The 21,450-nt window shown below is 58.0% G+C and carries 18 protein-coding genes and 2 tRNA genes; 18 read left to right on the forward strand and 2 right to left on the reverse strand.

Annotation, left to right across the window (positions count from 1 at the left end; genetic code table 11):
• Positions 1–24: 24 nt before the first annotated feature.
• A complete protein-coding gene (recN, locus tag AC0IYN_RS15005; RefSeq protein ID WP_406597573.1) occupies positions 25–1,698 on the reverse strand; it encodes a DNA repair protein RecN in 1,674 nt (557 codons plus the stop codon).
• A 254-nt stretch (positions 1,699–1,952) separates the two neighbouring features.
• Here recN and grpE point away from each other — a divergent pair, with 254 nt between their 5' ends.
• The 8 genes from grpE (at position 1,953) to AC0IYN_RS15045 (ending at position 12,421) form a co-directional block, all read left to right on the forward strand.
• Entirely contained in the window at positions 1,953–2,513 is a 561-nt protein-coding gene (grpE, locus tag AC0IYN_RS15010) for a nucleotide exchange factor GrpE (RefSeq protein WP_025857103.1), read from the forward strand.
• A 102-nt stretch (positions 2,514–2,615) separates the two neighbouring features.
• Positions 2,616–4,532 carry a molecular chaperone DnaK gene (gene dnaK / locus AC0IYN_RS15015; RefSeq protein ID WP_406597572.1) on the forward strand — a complete coding sequence of 639 codons (1,917 nt, stop codon included), beginning with the start codon at positions 2,616–2,618 and terminating at the stop codon, positions 4,530–4,532.
• 318 nt (positions 4,533–4,850) lie between these two features.
• Positions 4,851–5,975: a molecular chaperone DnaJ gene (gene dnaJ, locus AC0IYN_RS15020; RefSeq protein WP_016976814.1), complete on the forward strand. Its 1,125-nt coding sequence runs from the start codon at positions 4,851–4,853 to the stop codon at positions 5,973–5,975.
• Positions 5,976–5,985: 10 nt separating this feature from the next.
• Positions 5,986–6,792, forward strand: a complete 807-nt coding sequence (gene dapB, locus AC0IYN_RS15025; protein ID WP_406597571.1) for a 4-hydroxy-tetrahydrodipicolinate reductase — start codon at positions 5,986–5,988, stop codon at positions 6,790–6,792.
• Positions 6,793–7,051: 259 nt separating this feature from the next.
• On the forward strand, positions 7,052–8,188 hold the full coding sequence (gene carA / locus AC0IYN_RS15030) for a glutamine-hydrolyzing carbamoyl-phosphate synthase small subunit (RefSeq protein WP_025857106.1): 1,137 nt from the start codon (positions 7,052–7,054) through the stop codon (positions 8,186–8,188).
• Positions 8,189–8,293: 105 nt separating this feature from the next.
• Positions 8,294–11,515 (forward strand): carbamoyl-phosphate synthase large subunit, encoded by a 3,222-nt coding sequence (carB, locus tag AC0IYN_RS15035; protein ID WP_010206612.1) that lies wholly within the window; start codon positions 8,294–8,296, stop codon positions 11,513–11,515.
• Positions 11,512–11,988 carry a transcription elongation factor GreA gene (greA, locus tag AC0IYN_RS15040; protein WP_003235048.1) on the forward strand — a complete coding sequence of 159 codons (477 nt, stop codon included), beginning with the start codon at positions 11,512–11,514 and terminating at the stop codon, positions 11,986–11,988. The genes carB and greA overlap by 4 nt, the downstream gene beginning before the upstream one ends.
• 28 nt (positions 11,989–12,016) lie before the next feature.
• Positions 12,017–12,421: an MFS transporter gene (locus AC0IYN_RS15045; protein ID WP_406597570.1), complete on the forward strand. Its 405-nt coding sequence runs from the start codon at positions 12,017–12,019 to the stop codon at positions 12,419–12,421.
• Positions 12,422–12,441: 20 nt separating this feature from the next.
• On the opposite strand, the gene yhbY is transcribed toward AC0IYN_RS15045, so the two are convergent.
• On the reverse strand, positions 12,442–12,750 hold the full coding sequence (yhbY, locus tag AC0IYN_RS15050) for a ribosome assembly RNA-binding protein YhbY (protein WP_028617972.1): 309 nt from the start codon (positions 12,748–12,750) through the stop codon (positions 12,442–12,444).
• Positions 12,751–12,856: 106 nt separating this feature from the next.
• Between yhbY and rlmE the strand changes: the two genes are divergently transcribed.
• The 10 genes from rlmE to nusA all read left to right on the forward strand — a co-directional run bounded on the left by rlmE (position 12,857) and on the right by nusA (position 21,450).
• A complete protein-coding gene (gene rlmE, locus AC0IYN_RS15055; RefSeq protein ID WP_010206606.1) occupies positions 12,857–13,507 on the forward strand; it encodes a 23S rRNA (uridine(2552)-2'-O)-methyltransferase RlmE in 651 nt (216 codons plus the stop codon).
• Positions 13,508–13,707: 200 nt separating this feature from the next.
• Positions 13,708–15,618: an ATP-dependent zinc metalloprotease FtsH gene (gene ftsH / locus AC0IYN_RS15060; protein WP_010562674.1), complete on the forward strand. Its 1,911-nt coding sequence runs from the start codon at positions 13,708–13,710 to the stop codon at positions 15,616–15,618.
• Between the two features lie 8 nt (positions 15,619–15,626).
• Positions 15,627–16,478, forward strand: coding sequence for a dihydropteroate synthase (gene folP / locus AC0IYN_RS15065; protein WP_471842079.1), 852 nt, complete (start codon positions 15,627–15,629; stop codon positions 16,476–16,478).
• 16 nt (positions 16,479–16,494) lie between these two features.
• The gene (gene glmM, locus AC0IYN_RS15070; protein WP_078050218.1) at positions 16,495–17,832 is read left to right on the forward strand and encodes a phosphoglucosamine mutase; all 1,338 of its coding nucleotides are present in this window, start codon (positions 16,495–16,497) and stop codon (positions 17,830–17,832) included.
• A 66-nt stretch (positions 17,833–17,898) separates the two neighbouring features.
• Positions 17,899–18,654, forward strand: coding sequence for a triose-phosphate isomerase (gene tpiA, locus AC0IYN_RS15075; protein WP_003194193.1), 756 nt, complete (start codon positions 17,899–17,901; stop codon positions 18,652–18,654).
• A 4-nt stretch (positions 18,655–18,658) separates the two neighbouring features.
• A complete protein-coding gene (secG, locus tag AC0IYN_RS15080) occupies positions 18,659–19,042 on the forward strand; it encodes a preprotein translocase subunit SecG (protein ID WP_010206600.1) in 384 nt (127 codons plus the stop codon).
• 21 nt (positions 19,043–19,063) lie between these two features.
• Positions 19,064–19,149 (forward strand) — tRNA-Leu (locus tag AC0IYN_RS15085).
• 96 nt (positions 19,150–19,245) lie between these two features.
• A tRNA-Met gene (locus AC0IYN_RS15090) sits at positions 19,246–19,322 on the forward strand.
• A 140-nt stretch (positions 19,323–19,462) separates the two neighbouring features.
• Positions 19,463–19,921 carry a ribosome maturation factor RimP gene (gene rimP, locus AC0IYN_RS15095; protein ID WP_003235029.1) on the forward strand — a complete coding sequence of 153 codons (459 nt, stop codon included), beginning with the start codon at positions 19,463–19,465 and terminating at the stop codon, positions 19,919–19,921.
• A gap of 47 nt (positions 19,922–19,968) precedes the next feature.
• Entirely contained in the window at positions 19,969–21,450 is a 1,482-nt protein-coding gene (gene nusA, locus AC0IYN_RS15100) for a transcription termination factor NusA (RefSeq protein WP_025857112.1), read from the forward strand.

Below are 21,450 nucleotides of genomic sequence, written 5' to 3' on the forward strand. Positions count from 1 at the left end.
TCTATAAGGGAGAAAGTCGTCAGCTCAAGCTTTCGCTGCCACCACCATTTTCTTCGCGTGCGCCAAGGACTCCTTGGTCAGATCAATGCCGCCGAGCATGCGTGCCACTTCTTCCACCCGTTCCGACTTATTCAGCTTGGACACGGCTGTGTGCGTTGCATCGCTGCCGCGTACCTTGTGCACGAACAGGTGTTGGTGACCCTGCGCTGCCACTTGCGGCAAGTGGGTGACCGTCAGCACTTGGCCCCGATCCCCGAGACGTCGCAACAATTGGCCAACAATCTCCGCCGTTGGCCCGCCGATCCCTACGTCGACTTCGTCGAATACCAGCGTCGGTACCCGAGAGGTTTGCGCCGTTATCACCTGGATCGCCAGGCTGATCCGCGACAGCTCGCCGCCGGATGCCACTTTGGCCAGGGCCTTGAGCGGTTGCCCGGGGTTGGCGCTGACCAGTAGTTCGACCTGCTCCAAACCGTGGGGCTGCAGTTCGTTGCTGGCGTTGGCGCGTAATTCAATGGTGAAGCGCCCGCCAGGCATGCCCAGGCGTTGGATTTCCACCTCCACCGCGCTGGCCAGGCTCGTCGCAGCTTGCTGGCGCAGGTCGCTGAGTTCGCGTGCCTTCTCCTGATAGTGACGGGCGAAGGAGGCGAGTTCTTCACCCAGGCGCTCGATGGATTCGTCGTTGGCGTTAAGGGTCTCGATTTCATCCAGCAGTTTTTGCTGCATCGTTGCCACTTCGGTGGGCTGGATTCGATGTTTGCGCGCCAGGGTATAGATGGTGTCCAGGCGTTCTTCTATTTCCTGCAGGCGTGCCGGGTCTGCATCGAAGTGATCCAGGAAGCGGTTCAATTCGCCGACGGCCTCTTCTACTTGGATCTGTGCACTGGTGAGCAGGGTGGTGGCTTCGCTCAGGGAGCCGGAGGCGTTGTTCACGCTGGACAGGCGATTAAGGCTCGCCGTCAGCGCATTGAGTACGTTGCCGGAGTCGCTCTCGCTGCACTGCTCCACCACTTGGCGGCAGATACCCAGCAGGGTTTCCGCGTTGGTGAGATTCTTGTGTTCCTGCTCAAGCTGCTCCAGTTCGGTCTCGCCCAGGCCCAGGCTTTCCAGCTCCTCGAGTTGATAGCTGAGCAGTTGATGGCGAGCGCGTTGCTCGTCACCGGAGTTGGAGAGTCGTTCCAGTTCCTGCCGCGTCTGGCGCCAGCGTTGGGCGGCAAGTTGCACCTGGCGGGCGAGGTCTGTCGCGCCCGCGTATTCGTCGAGCAGGCGGCGATGAGTGTCGGTTTTCAGCAGGGACTGGTGTTCATGCTGGCTGTGGATATCTATCAGCAGTTCGCCAAGGGCCTTCAGGTCGCCCAGTGGGCAGGGCGTACCGTTGATGTAGCCGCGCGAGCGACCTTCTGCCGTGATGACTCGGCGCAGGATGCACGGGCCGTCATTATTAAGGTCGCGCTCTACCAGCCAGGCCTCTGCCTCGGGAATATCCGCCAGGTCGAAGGTGGCCAGGATATCGGCCTTGTCCGCTCCGGGGCGTACCACGCCGCTGTCGGCGCGATCCCCGAGCGTCAGGCCCAGGGCGTCGAGCATGATCGACTTGCCGGCGCCGGTTTCGCCTGTGATTACGCTCATCCCGCGATCCAGTTCGAGATCCAGGTGTTCAACAATGGCGTAGTTATGTACGGACAGGTGCACGAGCATGACGGCCGCTCCCAGGCTTTAGGTCTGGTTATTTATACAGTGTTTTGTTTGGGGCTGACAATCCTGGCGCTTAGCTCGATTTGCTTGAATAGGCATCTTTTTTAGCGCAATGAGGAATGTGGAGGCAGGAATTGATCCCGGTCATAGGAAAGACTTTTGGTAACGCCTGCGCCCTTGAACCTGGAAATTGTGGCCCCATATACCGGAACAGAAGCGCGAGTTGAGTTCGCGCATGATTTTGAAAGGAGAAATCTATGGCTGACGAACAGACGCAGGATACGCAAACTCCAGACGCCAATTCGGCTGTCGGCGATGAGCTGGCAACTCGTGTGCAGGTGCTCGAAGAGCAATTGGCCGCTGCGCAGGACCAGTCTTTGCGTGTTGCCGCCGATCTGCAGAACGTCCGCCGCCGTGCTGAGCAGGATGTAGAGAAGGCTCACAAATTCGCACTGGAAAAATTCGCCAGTGACTTGCTGCCGATTATCGACAGCCTGGAGCGTGGTCTCGAGTTGTCCAACCCGGATGACGAAAACATCCGTCCGATGCGCGAAGGGATCGAGCTGACCCTGAAAATGTTCCAGGACACCCTGAAGCGTTATCAGCTGGAAGCTATCGATCCAACCGGCGGCGAACCGTTCAACGCTGAGCATCACCAAGCCATGGCCATGCAGGAAAGCCATGACCTGGAGCCTAACAGCGTGTTGAAAGTGTTCCAGAAGGGGTATCAGCTCAATGGTCGCCTGTTGCGCCCGGCGATGGTCGTGGTGAGCAAGGCGCCTGCACCGGTTTCGCCTTCTATTGATGAGCAGGCTTGAAATACGTCGCAAGGCCCCCATCTATAAGTCAAGCGTTTAAGTGCTACCGCAGTTAGCCACCACTGCTGCGGCATCCAAATTCAAGTTTCGGGAGAGTAAATCATGGGCAAAATTATCGGTATCGACCTGGGGACCACCAACTCCTGTGTCTCCGTCATGGAAAACGGCAAAGCCAAAGTTATCGAAAACGCCGAAGGCGCGCGTACTACGCCGTCGATCATTGCTTACGCAAATGATGGCGAGATCCTGGTTGGTCAGTCGGCCAAGCGCCAGGCTGTCACCAACCCGCACAACACCCTGTACGCGGTAAAACGTCTGATCGGCCGTAAGTTCGACGAAGAAGTCGTACAGAAAGACATCAAGATGGTGCCTTACAAAATCGCCAAGGCTGACAACGGTGACGCCTGGGTTGAAGTGAATGGCAGCAAGATGTCTGCACCGCAGATTTCGGCTGAAGTCTTGAAAAAGATGAAAAAGACTGCCGAAGACTACCTCGGTGAAACAGTGACCGAAGCGGTGATCACCGTTCCGGCCTACTTCAACGACAGCCAGCGCCAGGCGACCAAAGACGCCGGCCGCATCGCGGGCCTGGACGTAAAACGTATCATCAACGAACCAACCGCAGCTGCTCTGGCTTACGGTATGGACAAGGCCAAGGGCGACCACACTGTGATCGTTTATGACCTGGGTGGTGGTACCTTCGACGTCTCGGTCATCGAGATCGCTGAAGTTGACGGCGAGCACCAGTTCGAAGTGTTGGCCACCAACGGCGACACCTTCCTCGGTGGTGAAGACTTTGACATTCGTCTGATCGACTACCTCGTTGACGAATTCAAGAAAGAAAGCGGCATGAACCTCAAGGGTGACCCGCTGGCCATGCAGCGCCTGAAAGAAGCTGCCGAGAAGGCCAAGATCGAGCTGTCCTCGAGCATGTCGACCGACGTGAACCTGCCGTACATCACTGCAGACGCCACCGGTCCTAAGCACTTGAACGTGAAGATCTCTCGCGCCAAGTTGGAAGCACTGGTTGAAGACCTGGTGCAGCGCACCATCGAACCTTGCCGCATCGCCCTGAAAGATGCCGGTATCGACGTGGGTTCCATCAACGACGTGATCCTGGTGGGCGGTCAGACCCGTATGCCACTGGTTCAGCAGAAAGTGACCGAGTTCTTCGGCAAAGAAGCACGTAAAGACGTGAACCCGGACGAAGCGGTTGCAATGGGTGCTGCCATCCAGGGCGCGGTATTGGCTGGTGACGTAAAAGACGTGTTGCTGCTGGACGTTAGCCCGCTGACCCTGGGTATCGAAACCATGGGTGGCGTGATGACTGCGCTGATCGAGAAAAACACCACGATTCCTACCAAGAAATCCCAAGTGTTCTCGACTGCCGATGACAACCAAGGCGCTGTGACCATTCACGTGCTGCAAGGTGAGCGTAAGCAGGCTGCTCAGAACAAGTCCCTGGGCAAGTTCGACCTGGCCGAGATTCCACCAGCACCACGTGGCGTGCCGCAAATCGAAGTCACCTTCGACATCGACGCCAACGGTATCCTGCACGTCGGCGCGAAAGACAAGGCGACTGGCAAAGAGCAGAAGATCACCATCAAGGCCAACTCCGGTCTGTCTGATGAAGAAATTCAACAGATGATTCGTGATGCTGAAGCCAACGCTGATGCGGATGCGAAGTTTGCCGAGCTGGCTGGCGCCCGTAACCAGGGTGATGCACTGGTTCACTCGACCCGCAAAATGGTCGCTGATGCTGGTGATAAAGTGACTGCTGAAGAGAAGGCTGCTATCGAAGCTGCTGTAGTTGCCCTGGAAGCCGCTGTTAAAGGCGACGACAAGGCCGCTATCGAAGCCAAGATCGAAGAGTTGTCGAAAGTCTCTGCACCGGTTGCTCAGAAAATGTACGCCGAACAAGGTCAGCCAGCTGACGGTGCTGCGCAGCAGGCAGAGCCTGAAGCCAAGCACGACGATGTTGTCGATGCCGAGTTCGAAGAAGTCAAAGACCAGAAGTAAGTTGGTCGCCCGGTTGACCGCTATCAAGCGGTGACTGGTAGGATGTCGCCGCGCGGGAGCTTGCTCCCGCGTTGGCGTGTCTGGGGTATGCGAATTTTTACAGCATGCGACAGAGTTCGGATGCTGGCGGTGTGATCGGGAATGCTCCTGCTTTCCGAGCAGTAAATACCGCACTTTTGGCCGGGTCCCTGGCTAAAAAGTAGTAACGACCAGGATCGTTGAATTGACGTGAGTTGGGTCCGGGCCTGTATTGGGGCTCAACGAGTTTGGCAAGGCTCAGGAGGGTCTGGCTGAACGTCCTTAAGAGTGCAAAGACTTATGGCAAAGCGTGACTATTACGAAGTATTGGGTGTGGAGCGCGGTTCCAGCGAGGCGGACCTGAAGAAGGCCTACCGTCGCTTGGCGATGAAGCACCACCCGGACCGTAATCCGGATAGCAAAGAATCCGAAGAAATGTTCAAAGAGGCCAATGAGGCCTACGAATGTCTGTCTGATCCCAACAAGCGTGCGGCGTACGACCAGTACGGCCACGCCGGCGTCGACCCGAGCATGGGTGGCGGCGGTGCTGGGTTTGGCGGTCAGAACTTCTCCGATATTTTCGGTGACGTGTTCAGCGACTTCTTCGGCGGTGGCCGGGGTGGTCAGCGTGGCGGCGCCCAGCGTGGCAGTGACTTGCGCTACACGCTGGAGTTGAACCTGGAAGAAGCCGTGCGCGGTACCAGCGTCAATATCCGTGTGCCGACGCTGGTCAACTGCAAGCCGTGCGATGGCTCGGGCGCCAAGAAGGGCTCTTCGCCCATCACGTGCCCGACGTGTGGTGGTATTGGTCAGGTCCGCATGCAGCAGGGCTTCTTCTCGGTGCAGCAGACCTGCCCGCGCTGCCATGGCCAGGGCAAGATCATTTCCGATCCGTGCGACTCCTGCCACGGCGAAGGTCGTGTCGAAGAGTACAAAACCCTGTCGGTAAAAGTGCCGGCTGGCGTGGATACCGGTGACCGTATTCGCCTGTCCGGCGAAGGCGAGGCGGGTACTCAGGGTGGGCCTACGGGCGACCTGTACGTGGTGATCAACGTGCGCGAGCACTCGATCTTCCAGCGTGACGGCAAGCATCTGTTCTGTGAAGTGCCAATCAGCTTTGTTGATGCGGCGCTGGGTGGTGAGTTGGAGATTCCGACCCTTGATGGTCGCGTCAAGCTCAAGATCCCTGAAGGCACGCAGACCGGCAAGCAGTTCCGCATCCGTGGCAAAGGCGTTGCGCCGGTACGCGGTGGTGGCGCTGGTGACCTGATGTGTCGTGTGGCGGTGGAAACGCCGGTCAACCTGAATCGCCGTCAGCGCGAACTGCTGGAAGAATTCCGCAGTTCGATGGAGGGTGATGACTCCCACTCGCCGAAAACCGCGGGCTTTTTCGATGGCGTGAAGCGCTTCTTCGGCGACCTGTAAGGAATTGAGTATGCGACGTATAGCCGTAATGGGCGCTGCCGGGCGCATGGGCAAGACGCTGGTCGAAGCGGTGCAGCAGCGCTCGCCGGCCTCCGGGCTGACCGCGGCGATCGTTCGTCCGGGCAGCACGTTGATTGGTGCGGATGCCGGTGAGTTGGCTTCGTTGGGGCGTATCGGTGTTTCGTTGTCTGGCAACCTGGAGCAGGTGGCTGACGAGTTTGACGTGCTGATCGATTTCACCCTGCCGGACGTGATGCTGAAGAACCTGGCTTTTTGCCGCAAGGCGGGCAAGGCGATGGTGATCGGCACCACCGGTTTGACGCTTGAGCAGAAGCAGTTGCTGGTAGAGGCGGGCAAGGACATTCCTATCGTCTTCGCGGCCAACTTCAGTGTGGGTGTGAACCTGTCGCTCAAGCTGCTTGATCTGGCGGCTCGTGTGCTTGGGGATGAAGCGGATATCGAAATCATCGAGACCCATCATCGCCACAAGATCGACGCACCTTCGGGTACCGCGCTGCGCATGGGCGAGGCGATTGCCGATGCGCTCGGTCGCGACTTGTCGAAAGTGGCGGTGTACGGCCGCGAAGGTCATACCGGTGCGCGTGCGCGTGACACCATTGGGTTTGCAACCGTGCGCGGTGGTGATGTGGTGGGAGATCACACCGTGTTGTTCGCCACTGAGGGTGAACGCCTGGAAATCACGCACAAGGCGTCCAGTCGCATGACGTTTGCCAAGGGGGCGGTACGTGCTGCGCTCTGGCTGGAAGGTCGCGAGGCGGGCCTTTACGACATGCGCGACGTGCTGGATCTGCACTAATCTGTAGCTAAAAAGGGGCCTCAAGCTTATGCTTGGGCCCCGTTTTTACCCGCTAAGCGACGTCCTGTCGCATTCCCCTGCCTTTAAGGCTCATTAGCGGTGGACCAAAAAAGCCTTTTTCTGTAAGCTACAGCTTTAGTGTGTCCACTAAAAGCGCGCAGAATAATTCGGTGAAGAAGCGGGGTGACGTGTCCATACGTCACTCCGCTTTTTTACAACCTGCGATCGCCCTTTCAGGCTTTATTTACGGGAGGTCTTCTTGACTAAGCCAGCCATACTCGCCCTTGCTGATGGCAGCATTTTTCGCGGCGAAGCCATTGGAGCCGACGGTCAGACCGTTGGAGAGGTGGTGTTTAACACTGCCATGACCGGCTATCAGGAAATCCTTACCGATCCTTCCTACGCCCAACAGATCGTTACCCTGACCTATCCGCACATTGGCAACACCGGTACTACACCGGAAGATGTCGAGTCTGATCGTGTCTGGTCGGCCGGTCTGGTGATTCGCGACCTGCCACTGGTTGCGAGCAACTGGCGTAACACGATGTCGCTGTCCGATTACTTGAAAGCCAACAATGTTGTGGCGATCGCTGGTATCGATACGCGCCGCCTGACACGCATCCTGCGTGAAAAAGGCTCGCAGAACGGCTGCATCATGGTCGGTGACAATATTTCCGAAGAGGCGGCGATTGCCGCAGCGCAAGGCTTCCCTGGCCTGAAGGGCATGGACCTGGCGAAAGTCGTCAGCGTCAAAGAGAAGTACGAGTGGCGCTCCACGGTCTGGGACTTGAAGACGGACAGCCACGCGACCATCGATGCTGCCGAGTTGCCTTACCACGTGGTCGCCTACGACTACGGTGTGAAGTACAACATCCTGCGCATGCTGGTCGAGCGCGGTTGCCGCGTGACCGTGGTGCCGGCGCAAACCCCGGCCAGCGACGTGCTCGCCCTGCAACCGGACGGCGTGTTCCTGTCCAACGGTCCGGGTGACCCAGAGCCTTGCGACTACGCCATCCAGGCGATCAAGGACGTGCTGGAAACCGAGATTCCAGTATTCGGTATCTGCCTCGGCCACCAGCTGTTGGCCCTGGCCTCTGGCGCCAAGACCCTGAAAATGGGTCACGGCCACCACGGTGCCAACCACCCTGTGCAAGACCTGGACACCGGCGTTGTGATGATCACCAGCCAGAACCACGGTTTTGCGGTAGATGAAGCCACCTTGCCGAGCAACGTGCGCGCCATTCACAAGTCGCTGTTCGACGGTTCCCTGCAGGGTATCGAGCGCACCGACAAGAGCGCGTTCAGCTTCCAGGGCCACCCTGAAGCCAGCCCGGGCCCGAACGACGTAGCGCCGCTGTTCGACCGTTTCATCAATGAGATGGCCAAGCGACGCTGACTGAGCGGCCTGCGGGCGGCCCCGGACTCCGGTGGCCCCCGCAGGCTCTTCAAAGATTGTTCAAGACGGCTTGCCGACTGACCTGCGGATTTGAGTGACAAACCCATGCCAAAACGTACAGACATAAAAAGCATCCTGATTCTCGGCGCTGGCCCGATCGTGATCGGCCAGGCCTGTGAATTCGACTACTCCGGCGCCCAGGCCTGTAAAGCCCTGCGCGAGGAGGGCTACCGCGTCATCCTGGTGAACTCCAACCCAGCCACCATCATGACCGACCCGGCCATGGCCGACGCTACCTACATCGAGCCGATCAAGTGGCAGACCGTTGCCAAGATCATCGAAAAAGAGCGTCCAGACGCACTGCTGCCAACCATGGGCGGCCAGACTGCACTGAACTGCGCCCTGGACCTGGAGCGCGAAGGCGTCCTGGAAAAGTTCGGCGTAGAGATGATCGGCGCCAATGCCGACACCATCGACAAGGCTGAAGACCGTTCGCGTTTCGACAAGGCCATGAAATCCATCGGCCTGGCTTGCCCGCGTTCCGGTATCGCCCACAGCATGGAAGAAGCCAATGCGGTCCTCGAGACCCTGGGCTTCCCGTGCATCATCCGTCCGTCCTTCACCATGGGCGGCACCGGTGGCGGTATCGCATACAACCGTGAAGAGTTCGAAGAGATCTGCGCCCGCGGCCTGGACCTGTCGCCGACCAAAGAGCTGCTGATCGACGAATCCCTGATCGGCTGGAAAGAATATGAGATGGAGGTTGTCCGCGATAAGAAGGACAACTGCATCATCGTCTGCTCCATCGAAAACTTCGACCCGATGGGCGTGCACACCGGTGACTCGATCACCGTGGCGCCGGCACAAACCCTGACCGACAAGGAATACCAGATCCTGCGTAACGCCTCCCTGGCGGTATTGCGCGAGATCGGCGTGGAAACCGGCGGTTCCAACGTTCAGTTCGGTATCTGCCCGAACACTGGCCGTATGGTCGTGATCGAGATGAACCCGCGTGTATCCCGTTCGTCGGCCCTGGCTTCGAAAGCCACCGGCTTCCCGATCGCCAAGGTCGCGGCCAAGCTGGCCGTGGGTTACACCCTGGACGAATTGTCGAACGACATTACCGGCGGCAAGACCCCGGCGTCCTTCGAGCCGTCCATCGACTACGTTGTGACCAAGCTCCCACGTTTTGCCTTCGAGAAATTCGCCAAGGCTGATGCACGCCTGACCACCCAGATGAAATCTGTGGGTGAAGTCATGGCCATCGGCCGGACTTTCCAGGAATCCCTGCAGAAAGCCCTGCGCGGCCTGGAAGTAGGCGTTTGCGGCTTGGATGAGAAGCTCGACCTGAGCAACCCGGAAAGCATGAGCGTGCTCAAGCGCGAGCTGACCGTGCCGGGCGCCGAGCGTATCTGGTACGTGGCTGACGCCTTCCGCGCCGGCATGACCGTCGAAGACATCTTCGGCATGAACATGATCGATCCGTGGTTCCTGGTACAGATCGAAGATCTGATCAAGGAAGAAGAGAAGGTCAAGACCTTGGGTCTGGCCAGCATCGACCGCGACATGATGTTCCGCCTCAAGCGCAAGGGCTTCTCCGACCAGCGTCTGGCCAAGTTGCTGGGTGTGACCGAGAAGAACCTGCGCACCCATCGCCACAAGCTGGAGATCTTCCCGGTCTACAAGCGCGTTGACACCTGCGCGGCCGAGTTCTCCACCGACACCGCCTACCTGTACTCCACCTATGAGGAAGAGTGCGAAGCCGCACCGTCGGGTCGCGACAAGATCATGATCCTGGGCGGTGGTCCAAACCGTATCGGCCAGGGTATCGAGTTTGACTACTGCTGCGTCCATGCCGCCCTCGCGCTGCGCGAAGATGGCTACGAGACCATCATGGTCAACTGCAACCCGGAAACCGTTTCTACCGACTACGACACCTCCGACCGCCTGTACTTCGAGCCAGTGACCCTGGAAGACGTGCTGGAAATCGTACGTGTCGAGAAGCCGAAAGGCGTGATCGTCCAGTACGGCGGCCAAACCCCGCTGAAACTGGCGCGTGCCCTGGAAGCCGCCGGCGTGCCGATCATCGGCACCAGCCCGGACGCTATCGACCGTGCAGAAGACCGCGAGCGCTTCCAGCAAATGGTTGAGCGCCTGAACCTGCGTCAGCCGCCAAACGCCACTGTGCGCAGCGAAGACGAAGCCATCCGTGCAGCCAGCAAGATCGGCTACCCGCTGGTGGTGCGCCCGTCCTATGTACTGGGCGGCCGTGCGATGGAAATTGTCTACGAAGAAGAAGAGCTCAAGCGTTACCTGCGCGATGCGGTGAAAGTGTCCAACGACAGCCCGGTGTTGCTTGACCACTTCCTCAACTGCGCCATCGAGATGGACGTGGATGCGGTCTGCGACGGTACCGACGTGGTGATCGGCGCGATCATGCAGCACATCGAACAGGCGGGCGTTCACTCCGGTGACTCTGCATGCTCGCTGCCGCCGTACTCGCTGCCGGCGCACATCCAGGACGAGATGCGCGAACAGGTCAAGAAAATGGCCTTGGAGTTGGGCGTAGTCGGCCTGATGAACGTACAGTTGGCGCTGCAAGGCGAAGACATCTACGTCATTGAAGTCAACCCGCGTGCTTCGCGTACCGTGCCATTTGTTTCCAAGTGCATCGGTGTCTCCCTGGCCATGATCGCTGCCCGCGTGATGGCTGGTAAGACCCTGAAGGAAATCGGCTTCACCAAGGAAATCATTCCGAACTTCTACAGCGTGAAAGAGGCGGTGTTCCCATTCGCCAAATTCCCGGGTGTGGACCCGATCCTGGGCCCAGAGATGAAGTCCACCGGTGAAGTGATGGGTGTGGGCGATACCTTCGGTGAAGCTTTCGCCAAGGCCCAGATGGGCGCCAGCGAAGTACTGCCGACCGGCGGTACTGCCTTCATCAGCGTGCGTGATGACGACAAGCCACTGGTTGCAGGTGTGGCTCGTGATCTGATCAACTTGGGCTTCGAAGTCGTGGCCACTGCCGGGACCGCCAAGCTGATCGAAGCTGCCGGCCTGAAAGTGCGTCGCGTGAACAAGGTGACGGAAGGCCGTCCGCACGTGGTCGACATGATCAAGAATGACGAAGTCACGCTGATCATCAACACCACCGAGGGTCGTCAATCGATCGCGGATTCCTACTCCATTCGTCGTAACGCCTTGCAGCACAAGATCTACTGCACCACCACCATTGCTGCTGGCGAAGCCATCTGCGAAGCGCTCAAGTTCGGTCCGGAAAAGACCGTGCGTCGCTTGCAGGATCTACACGCAGGATTGAAGGCATGACCAAATACCCAATGACCGTCCAGGGCTTCAAGGCCTTGGAAGAGGAGCACGCCCACCTGACCAAGGTCGTACGTCCAAAGCTGAGCCAGGACATCGGTACGGCCCGCGAACTGGGTGACCTGAAGGAAAACGCCGAATACCATGCTGCCCGCGAGCAGCAAGGTATGGTCGAGGCGCGGATCCGTGACATCGAAGGCCGCCTGCAGAACTCGGTGGTCATCGACGTGACGACCATTCCGAAGACCGGCAAGGTGATTTTCGGCACGACTGTGGAAATCGCCAACGTCGAGACTGACGAAAGCGTGGTCTACCACATCGTTGGTGAAGATGAGGCTGACTTCAAGCTCGGCAAGATTTCTGTCGGTTCCCCACTTGCCCGTGCCTTGATTGCCAAGGAAGAGGGCGATGTGGTGGCTGTGAAGACGCCAGGCGGCGTAATCGAGTACGAGATCGTTGAAGTTCGTCACGTCTGAAAGGCGGCGCCCGCTTCGTGCGGGCGCCATGCTTTGGCAGCTTTCCCAGATGCTTTGGGTCGGCGGCCTGTGGTTGTTGCATATTGGTGTACTGCCGGCGCTGGGCCTGATTGGCCTGGCACCGTTGCTGATCGATGAGATCGATGGATTACTCAGTGCGTTGCTGGTGGGTTTTGCGGCGGCGTGCGTGATGCTCCAGGCGTTGGTGCTGGTCAAGGCCGAGGGCTTGGGGAGTCTATGGCGGGATATTCGCGGGCAACTGCTGTTGATGGCGCTGTATGCGTGCGCAATGTTTTGCGTGGTGCATGTCTGGCTGCCGGAGGCGTTGCGCTGGCAGCTGTTCAGCTATCTTGTGCTAGGGTTCTCCGGCCTGGTGCTGGTCATGCAGCCTGCACCGGGATGGAGTGGCAGGGCGCGCGAAGCACGCCCATGACCCTTTTTGTAATTTAAAAGCTACTTGAAGCGGTGTACGTTCGACAGTTGCTTGTTGACGCTGAAGTTCTTGCGATAAAGCAGCGCCATCTTGCCGATGACCTGGACCAGGTCCGCTTTGCCCGCCTTGCACAGTTCTGCAATGGCGGCCAGGCGCGCTTCGCGGTCAAGGATGTTGACCTTGATCTTGATCAGTTCATGATCGTTCAGTGCACGTTCGAATTCGGCTAACACACCTTCAGTCAAACCGTTATCTGCCACAATCAGAACTGGTTTCAGATGGTGGCCAATGGATTTGTACTGTTTCTTCTGCTCTTGAGTGAGCGGCATAATCTGACCCCTGCGTCTGATCTTGTAAAAAGCGGCGGCCAGTTTACCCGAGCGAGTCCGGGACCGCCCAGTTAATCACGACCCGTTTTATTTTTCGAGGTGGCCCGTGGCCCGTTCCAAAACCAGCCTTAAGTGGCTACAAGAACATTTCAACGATCCTTACGTCAAAAAGGCGCAAAAGGACGGCTACCGTTCCCGGGCCAGCTACAAACTGCTGGAGCTGCAGGACAAGGACAAATTGTTTCGCCCCGGCATGAGCGTGATCGACCTGGGCGCCGCCCCGGGTGGCTGGTCCCAGGTGGCCAGTCGTCTGATTGGTGGGCAAGGCCGCTTGATCGCTTCCGACATCCTGGAGATGGACAGCATCCCGGACGTGACCTTTGTTCACGGTGACTTTACCCAGGACGCTGTCCTGGCTGAGATCCTGGAAGCTGTAGGAAATTCGCAAGTGGACCTTGTGATTTCCGACATGGCCCCCAATATGAGTGGATTACCGGCTGTTGATATGCCGCGCGCCATGTTCCTCTGCGAGTTGGCACTGGATCTGGCGGGTCGGGTATTGCGTCCGGGTGGTGATTTCCTGGTCAAGGTCTTCCAGGGTGAAGGCTTCGACGAGTACCACAAGAACATCCGCAAGCTGTTCGACAAGGTACAGATGCGCAAACCGGACTCTTCTCGTGACCGGTCTCGCGAGCAGTATCTGTTGGCGCGGGGGTTCCGCGGGATCGAAGGCGCCGCCAGTGATGAGCGTCTTTGAAGGTTTGAAGGGAGTCGATAGGTTTTTTTATATCGCTTTCGTCACGAAGCTTTACGAATATTGTGTAGTCAAAGTTTCACAAAGGGTTACAGACGGCGCCTGCCAGTGTTGTAGGTAATGTAGTAAGTTAGGCCGGTGAATATCATGCGAAGCGCGCGCCAGTAGCGGAGCTTGCTTCAGAGGGTAGTTAATTGAACGATATGGCAAAGAATCTGATCCTGTGGTTGATCATCGCGGCTGTCCTGGTGACGGTGATGAACAACTTCTCCAGCCCTAACGAGCCGCAGACCCTCAACTATTCCGACTTCATCCAGCAAGTTAAGGATGGCAAGGTCGAGCGCGTAGCGGTTGATGGCTACGTGATCACCGGCAAACGCAACGATGGCGATAGCTTCAAGACCATTCGTCCGGCAATCCAGGACAACGGTCTGATCGGCGACCTGGTGGATAACCACGTGGTTGTCGAAGGCAAGCAGCCAGAGCAGCAGAGCATCTGGACCCAGTTGCTGGTAGCCAGCTTCCCGATCCTGGTGATCATCGCCGTGTTCATGTTCTTCATGCGCCAGATGCAAGGCGGTGCGGGCGGCAAGGGCGGGCCGATGAGCTTTGGCAAGAGCAAGGCACGCCTACTCTCCGAAGATCAGGTGAAAACCACCCTGGCTGACGTTGCGGGTTGCGACGAAGCCAAAGAGGAAGTGGGCGAGTTGGTCGAGTTCCTGCGCGATCCGGGCAAATTCCAGCGCTTGGGCGGCCGCATTCCTCGCGGTGTGCTGATGGTTGGTCCTCCGGGTACCGGTAAAACCTTGCTGGCCAAGGCGATTGCTGGTGAGGCCAAGGTGCCGTTCTTCACCATTTCCGGTTCTGACTTCGTCGAGATGTTCGTCGGCGTGGGCGCCAGCCGTGTTCGCGATATGTTCGAACAGGCTAAAAAGCATGCGCCTTGCATCATTTTCATCGATGAAATCGACGCCGTTGGTCGCCACCGTGGCGCCGGCATGGGCGGCGGTCATGATGAGCGTGAGCAGACCCTTAACCAGTTGCTGGTTGAGATGGACGGCTTTGAAATGAACGACGGCATCATCGTGATTGCTGCAACCAACCGTCCGGACGTTCTGGACCCTGCGCTGCTGCGTCCAGGCCGTTTCGACCGCCAGGTTGTGGTTGGCTTGCCGGATATCCGTGGCCGCGAACAGATCCTGAAAGTACACATGCGCAAAGTGCCAATGGGGGACGACGTGGCTCCGGCCGTGATTGCCCGTGGTACTCCGGGCTTCTCCGGTGCCGACCTGGCCAACCTGGTCAACGAGGCTTCGTTGTTTGCTGCCCGTACCGGCAAGCGCATCGTGGAGATGAAAGAGTTCGAATTGGCGAAAGACAAGATCATGATGGGCGCCGAGCGCAAATCCATGGTCATGTCCGAGAAAGAGAAGCAGAACACTGCGTATCACGAAGCCGGTCACGCCATTGTCGGTCGCGTTGTGCCTGAGCACGACCCGGTCTACAAAGTGTCGATCATTCCTCGTGGACGGGCGCTGGGTGTCACCATGTTCCTGCCGGAAGAGGATCGCTATAGCCTCTCCAAGCGTGCACTGATCAGCCAGATCTGTTCGCTGTACGGTGGCCGGATTGCTGAGGAGATGACCCTGGGCTTCGATGGCGTCACTACCGGCGCTTCCAACGACATCATGCGTGCCAGCCAGATTGCACGGAACATGGTGACCAAGTGGGGCTTGTCGGAAAAACTCGGCCCGCTGATGTATGCCGAGGAAGAAGGCGAAGTGTTCCTGGGTCGTGGCGGTGGCGGTCAAAACGCCAGTTTCTCCGGTGAGACAGCCAAGCTGATCGACTCCGAAGTGCGCAGTATCATTGACCAGTGCTACGGCACGGCCAAGCAGATCCTGACTGACAACCGCGACAAGCTGGACGCGATGGCCGACGCGCTGATGAAGTACGAGACCATTGATGCCGACCAGATCGACGACATCATGGCCGGTCGCACGCCGCGTGAGCCTCGCGATTGGGAAGGCGGTTCGGGCACTTCTGGCACTCCGCCGGTGGTTCAGAACGAACGCCCTGAAACCCCGATCGGCGGCCCTGCAGCCGACCACTAAGGTTTGAAATGACTTCTGCGTTGTCCTCCACCCGGTTGCCTTGCGGCAACCGGGTTCTTGATTTGGCCCATACACATGTCATGGGCATTCTTAATGTAACCCCCGACTCCTTTTCCGACGGTGGCCGCTTCAGCCAGCATGATGCTGCATTGCGTCATGCAGAGGCGATGGTCGCCGCAGGGGCGACGCTGATTGATGTCGGTGGTGAGTCGACTCGTCCTGGCGCACGCGTGGTTTCTCCCTTGGAGGAGCTGGAGCGAGTGGCGCCAATAGTCGAGCGCATTGCGCGTGAGCTGGATGTGATTATCTCGGTGGACACCTCGACGCCTGCAGTGATGCGCGAAACTGCGCGGCTGGGCGCGGGGTTGATCAACGATGTGCGCTCCCTCCAGCGCGACGGTGCCCTTGATGCTGCTGCCGCGACCGGTTTGCCGGTGTGCCTGATGCATATGCTCGGAGAACCCGGCAATATGCAGGACAATCCTCACTATGATGACCTTGTCGGCGAAGTCAGCGGTTTCCTCGCTGAGCGGGTCGCTCAATGTGCCGTCGCGGGGATTGCTGCGGAAAAGATCATCCTCGATCCCGGCTTTGGCTTCGCCAAGACCCTGCAGCACAATCTAAGTCTGTTCAAACATATGGAATCCCTGCATGCCCTTGGTCGACCTATTCTGGTCGGCGTTTCGCGCAAAAGCATGATAGGGCTGGCCCTGAATCGCCCGGTGGGTGAGCGGCTGTACGGTGGTCTTGCACTGGCAGCGCTTGCAGTCAGCAAAGGCGCGCGTATCTTGCGTGTGCACGATGTTGCCGAAACAGTGGATGTGGTGCGCATGATTGCCGCAGTAGAATCAGCCGAATAAGAATGATGGAGCACTTATGACTAAGAAATACTTTGGCACCGACGGTATCCGTGGTCGGGTCGGCGAATACCCGATTACTCCTGATTTCATGCTTAAGCTGGGTTGGGCTGCGGGCATGGCGTTCCGAAGCATGGGCGCTTGCCGCATCCTGGTGGGTAAAGACACCCGTATTTCGGGCTACATGTTTGAATCTGCACTGGAGGCAGGCCTGTCCGCTGCGGGTGCCGATGTGATGCTGCTGGGGCCTATGCCGACGCCGGCGATCGCTTACCTGACGCGTACCTTTCACGCTGAAGCCGGTATTGTGATCAGTGCTTCGCACAATCCTCATGATGACAATGGCATCAAATTCTTCTCGGGGCAGGGCACCAAGCTGCCGGACGAGATCGAATTGATGATCGAAGAGCTGCTGGATGCGCCGATGACGGTGGTTGAGTCCAGCAAGCTGGGCAAGGTGTCACGTATCAACGACGCCTCTGGCCGGTATATCGAATTTTGCAAAAGCAGTGTGCCCAGCAGCACCAATTTCGCCGGCCTGAAGATTGTGGTCGATTGCGCTCATGGCGCGACCTACAAAGTGGCGCCAAGCGTTTTCAAGGAATTGGGTGCGGACGTTACAGTCCTGTCGGCCCAGCCTAACGGGCTGAACATCAATGACAACTGCGGCTCCACACACATGGAGCAACTGCAGGCCGCCGTCCTTGCCGAACATGCCGACTTGGGCATTGCTTTTGATGGTGACGGTGACCGTGTGCTGATGGTGGATCACACCGGGGCCATCGTTGATGGCGATGACCTCTTGTTCATCATTGCCCGCGACTTGCACGAGCGTAACAAGCTGCAAGGCGGTGTTGTCGGTACCTTGATGAGTAACCTGGGGCTTGAATTGGCCTTGGCGGACCTGGGTATTCCGTTTGTGCGCGCCAATGTCGGTGACCGCTATGTGATCGCCGAGCTGCTCGAGCGTAACTGGCAGGTGGGTGGCGAGAACTCCGGTCACGTTGTCTGCTTCCAGCACACCACCACGGGCGATGCGATCATTGCTGCGCTGCAGGTTCTGCTGTCGCTGCGCCGTCGCGAAGAGAGCTTGGCCCAGGCGCGCCAGGCGCTGCGCAAATGTCCGCAGGTGCTGCTCAATGTGCGGTTTGCCGGCGGCGAAAACCCGATCGAGCACCCGGCTGTCAAAGAGGCGTGCGAGCGCGTGACCCTGGCAATGGCGGGGCGTGGCCGCGTGCTGTTGCGCAAGTCCGGCACAGAGCCGCTGGTGCGCGTCATGGTCGAAGGTGACGACGAAACACAGGTTCGCGGCCATGCCGAAGACCTGGCAAAACTGGTAACTGAAGTTTGCGCCTGAATTCGGCTTGCCAGTGGTGATGTGGTTGGGTAACATCTGCGCCCACTTTGACCGACGAGGTACAGCATGCGTCGCACTATGGTAGCTGGTAACTGGAAGATGCACGGTACCCGCGCCAGTGTCGCTGAGCTGATCAATGGCCTTCGTCACTTGGCCTTGCCTAGCGGTGTTGATGTTGCGGTTTTTCCGCCTTGCTTGCATATCAACCAAGTAGTTGATGGCTTGAAAGGCAAGTCGATTCAGGTCGGCGCGCAGAACTCTGCGGTGGAACCGATGCAAGGTGCGTTGACCGGTGAAATTTCGCCGAGTCAGTTGGTCGATGCGGGTTGTTCCTATGTGCTTGTCGGGCACTCCGAGCGCCGTCAGATGATGGGCGAGCGTGATGGGACACTCAATCGCAAGTTCGCAGCGGCACAGGCTTGTGGCTTGATTCCAGTGTTGTGCATAGGGGAGACCCTGGAGCAGCGTGAATCAGGCAAGACTCTTGAGGTTGTCTCGCGTCAGCTGGGCAGCATCATCGAGGAGCTGGGTGTTGGTGCGTTTGCAAAGGCAGTTATTGCTTACGAGCCGGTCTGGGCCATTGGTACCGGGCTGACTGCTACACCGCAGCAGGCGCAGGATGTGCACGCAGCCATCCGCGCGCAGTTGGCGGCAGAGAATTCTGAAGTCGCACAAGGTGTGCGTCTTCTATACGGCGGCAGCGTGAAGGCGGCCAATGCGGTCGAACTGTTCGGCATGCCGGATATCGATGGGGGGCTCATTGGTGGAGCTTCCCTGAATGCAGATGAGTTCGGTGCGATCTGTCGCGCCGCGGGAAACTGAAAAAATGCTGGAAACAGTCGTAGTCGTTTTTCATCTGTTGGCTGCCCTGGGCGTAGTTGCCCTGGTTTTGTTGCAACAGGGTAAAGGTGCGGATGCTGGTGCGTCTTTCGGTGCAGGTGCTTCAAATACTGTGTTCGGAAGCCAAGGTTCCTCTACCTTTCTTAGTAAGTTTACTGCTATACTTGCCGCCGGTTTCTTCATAACCAGCTTGGGGTTAGGTTACTTTGCTAAAGAGAAAGCTCATGTGCTGACTCAAGTAGGTCTCCCAAACCCAGCAGTGTTGGAAGTACCAAAAGCAAAACCGGCTTCTGATGATGTCCCGGTGCTTCAAGAGCAAAAGTCGGCTACTCCAGCGACTGACGTACCTCCAGCTCAAGAGCAGAAGTAAGAAGGTTGTAAACGCTGTATTGCCGAGGTGGTGGAATTGGTAGACACGCAACCTTGAGGTGGTTGTGCCCATAGGGTGTAGGGGTTCGAGTCCCCTTCTCGGTACCAATTATCAGGAGAGCCCGCTGTTGCGGGCTTTCTTGTAGGTGGAAGGTTACATTGACCCTGTAAGGGATCGGTCGTATACTTCCGCCCCAGCTTTGTCGCGGGGTGGAGCAGTCTGGTAGCTCGTCGGGCTCATAACCCGAAGGTCGTCGGTTCAAATCCGGCCCCCGCAACCAGTTTTAGCGGAGCCCCTTTTAAGGGGCTTTTTGTTAGCTGGACACTTTCAACGCCGCTGTTCGACGGCGTTTCAAGGATGGGCGTTTCGCCCATTTTTTTATTTTGCACAGCATGCACATACATGCACGAGGGGGTTCAGGTGTCGAGCAAGCTAGAAGAGTTGCAGGCCTTGTTGGCCCCGGTGGTCGTGGCCCTAGGCTATGAATGCTGGGGTATTGAGTTTTCGGCTCAAGGTCGCCACTCAATGTTGCGCGTTTATATCGATAAAGAGGGCGGCGTGCTGGTGGACGATTGTGCCATTGTCAGCCGTCAGATCAGCGGTGTGCTGGATGTTGAAGATCCGATCTCCGTTGAATACACCCTCGAAGTTTCCTCGCCAGGCATGGAACGCCCACTGTTCACTATTGATCAGTTTGCAAAATTTGCCGGTGAACAAGTGAAGATCAAGCTGCGATCTCCCTTTGAAGGGCGACGCAACTTTCAGGGCCTTCTGCGCGGTGTAGAAGAACAGGATGTCGTGGTGCAGGTAGAAGACCATGAGTTCCTGTTGCCGATCGATATGATCGACAAGGCCAACATTATTCCCAGTTTTGACTGAGACGCGGATCCCGCGGATCCAATGGCTTGCGAAAGGCGAGGCGTACGATGAGCAAAGAAGTACTGCTGGTTGTTGAGTCGGTATCCAATGAAAAGGGCGTACCGGCAAACGTGATTTTTGAAGCGCTGGAGCTGGCCCTGGCCACTGCTACCAAAAAGCGTTTTGAAGACGAAGTTGATCTGCGTGTGGAAATCAACCGCCACACCGGTGCCTATGAGACTTTCCGTCGCTGGACGGTCGTCGAAGAAGCCGATCTTGATGATCCGGCCATCGAAACCTGGCCAAGCAAGGTTGCCGAAACGCATCCTGGCGCCAAGGTCGGTGATGTCGTCGAAGAAAAGATCGAATCGATCGAATTCGGCCGTATCGCTGCACAGACCGCCAAGCAGGTCATCGTGCAGAAGGTTCGCGAAGCCGAGCGCGCTCAAGTCGTTGACGCCTATCGCGAGCGCCTGGGTGAAATCATCTCCGGCACCGTGAAAAAAGTCACCCGCGACAACGTGATCGTCGACCTGGGCAACAACGCCGAAGCGTTGCTGGCCCGTGAAGACATCATCTCTCGCGAAACCTTCCGTGTCGGCGTGCGCTTGCGTGCGCTGCTCAAGGAAATCCGCACCGAGAACCGCGGCCCTCAGTTGATCCTGTCGCGTACCGCGCCGGAAATGCTGATCGAGCTGTTCCGTATCGAAGTGCCGGAAATCGCCGAAGGCCTGATCGAAGTCATGGCTGCGTCCCGCGACCCGGGTTCGCGTGCCAAGATCGCGGTCCGCTCCAAGGACAAACGCATCGACCCGCAAGGCGCTTGCATCGGTATGCGCGGTTCGCGCGTCCAGGCAGTGTCGGGCGAATTGGGCGGTGAGCGTGTGGACATCGTCCTGTGGGACGATAACCCGGCGCAGTTCGTGATCAACGCCATGTCGCCGGCTGAAGTGGCGGCAATTATTGTTGACGAAGATGCCCATGCAATGGACATCGCCGTTGGCGCAGACAATCTGGCTCAGGCCATTGGTCGTGGTGGTCAGAACGTGCGTCTGGCCAGCCAACTGACCGGTTGGACCCTGAACGTGATGACCGAATCGGACATCCAGGCTAAGCAGCAAGCTGAAACCGGTGACATCCTGCGCAACTTCATCGAAGAGTTGGAAGTCGATGAAGACCTGGCGCAGGTGCTGGTAGATGAAGGCTTCACCAGCCTGGAAGAGATTGCCTACGTACCGTTGGAAGAAATGCTCAACATCGACGGCTTTGACGAAGACACCGTCAACGAGCTTCGCGCTCGGGCCAAGGATCGTTTGTTGACTAAAGCCATCGCTACTGAGGAAAAGCTGGCAGACGCCCATCCGGCCGAAGACCTGCTCTCGCTTGAGGGTATGGACAAGGATTTGGCGATGGAACTGGCGGTGCGCGGCGTAATTACCCGCGAAGACCTGGCCGAGCAGTCTATTGACGATCTGCTCGACATCGACGGCATTGACGATGATCGTGCCGGCAAGTTGATCATGGCCGCCCGAGCCCATTGGTTCGAGTAA

The sequence above is a fragment of the Pseudomonas sp. AC112 genome (genome assembly GCF_979253545.1).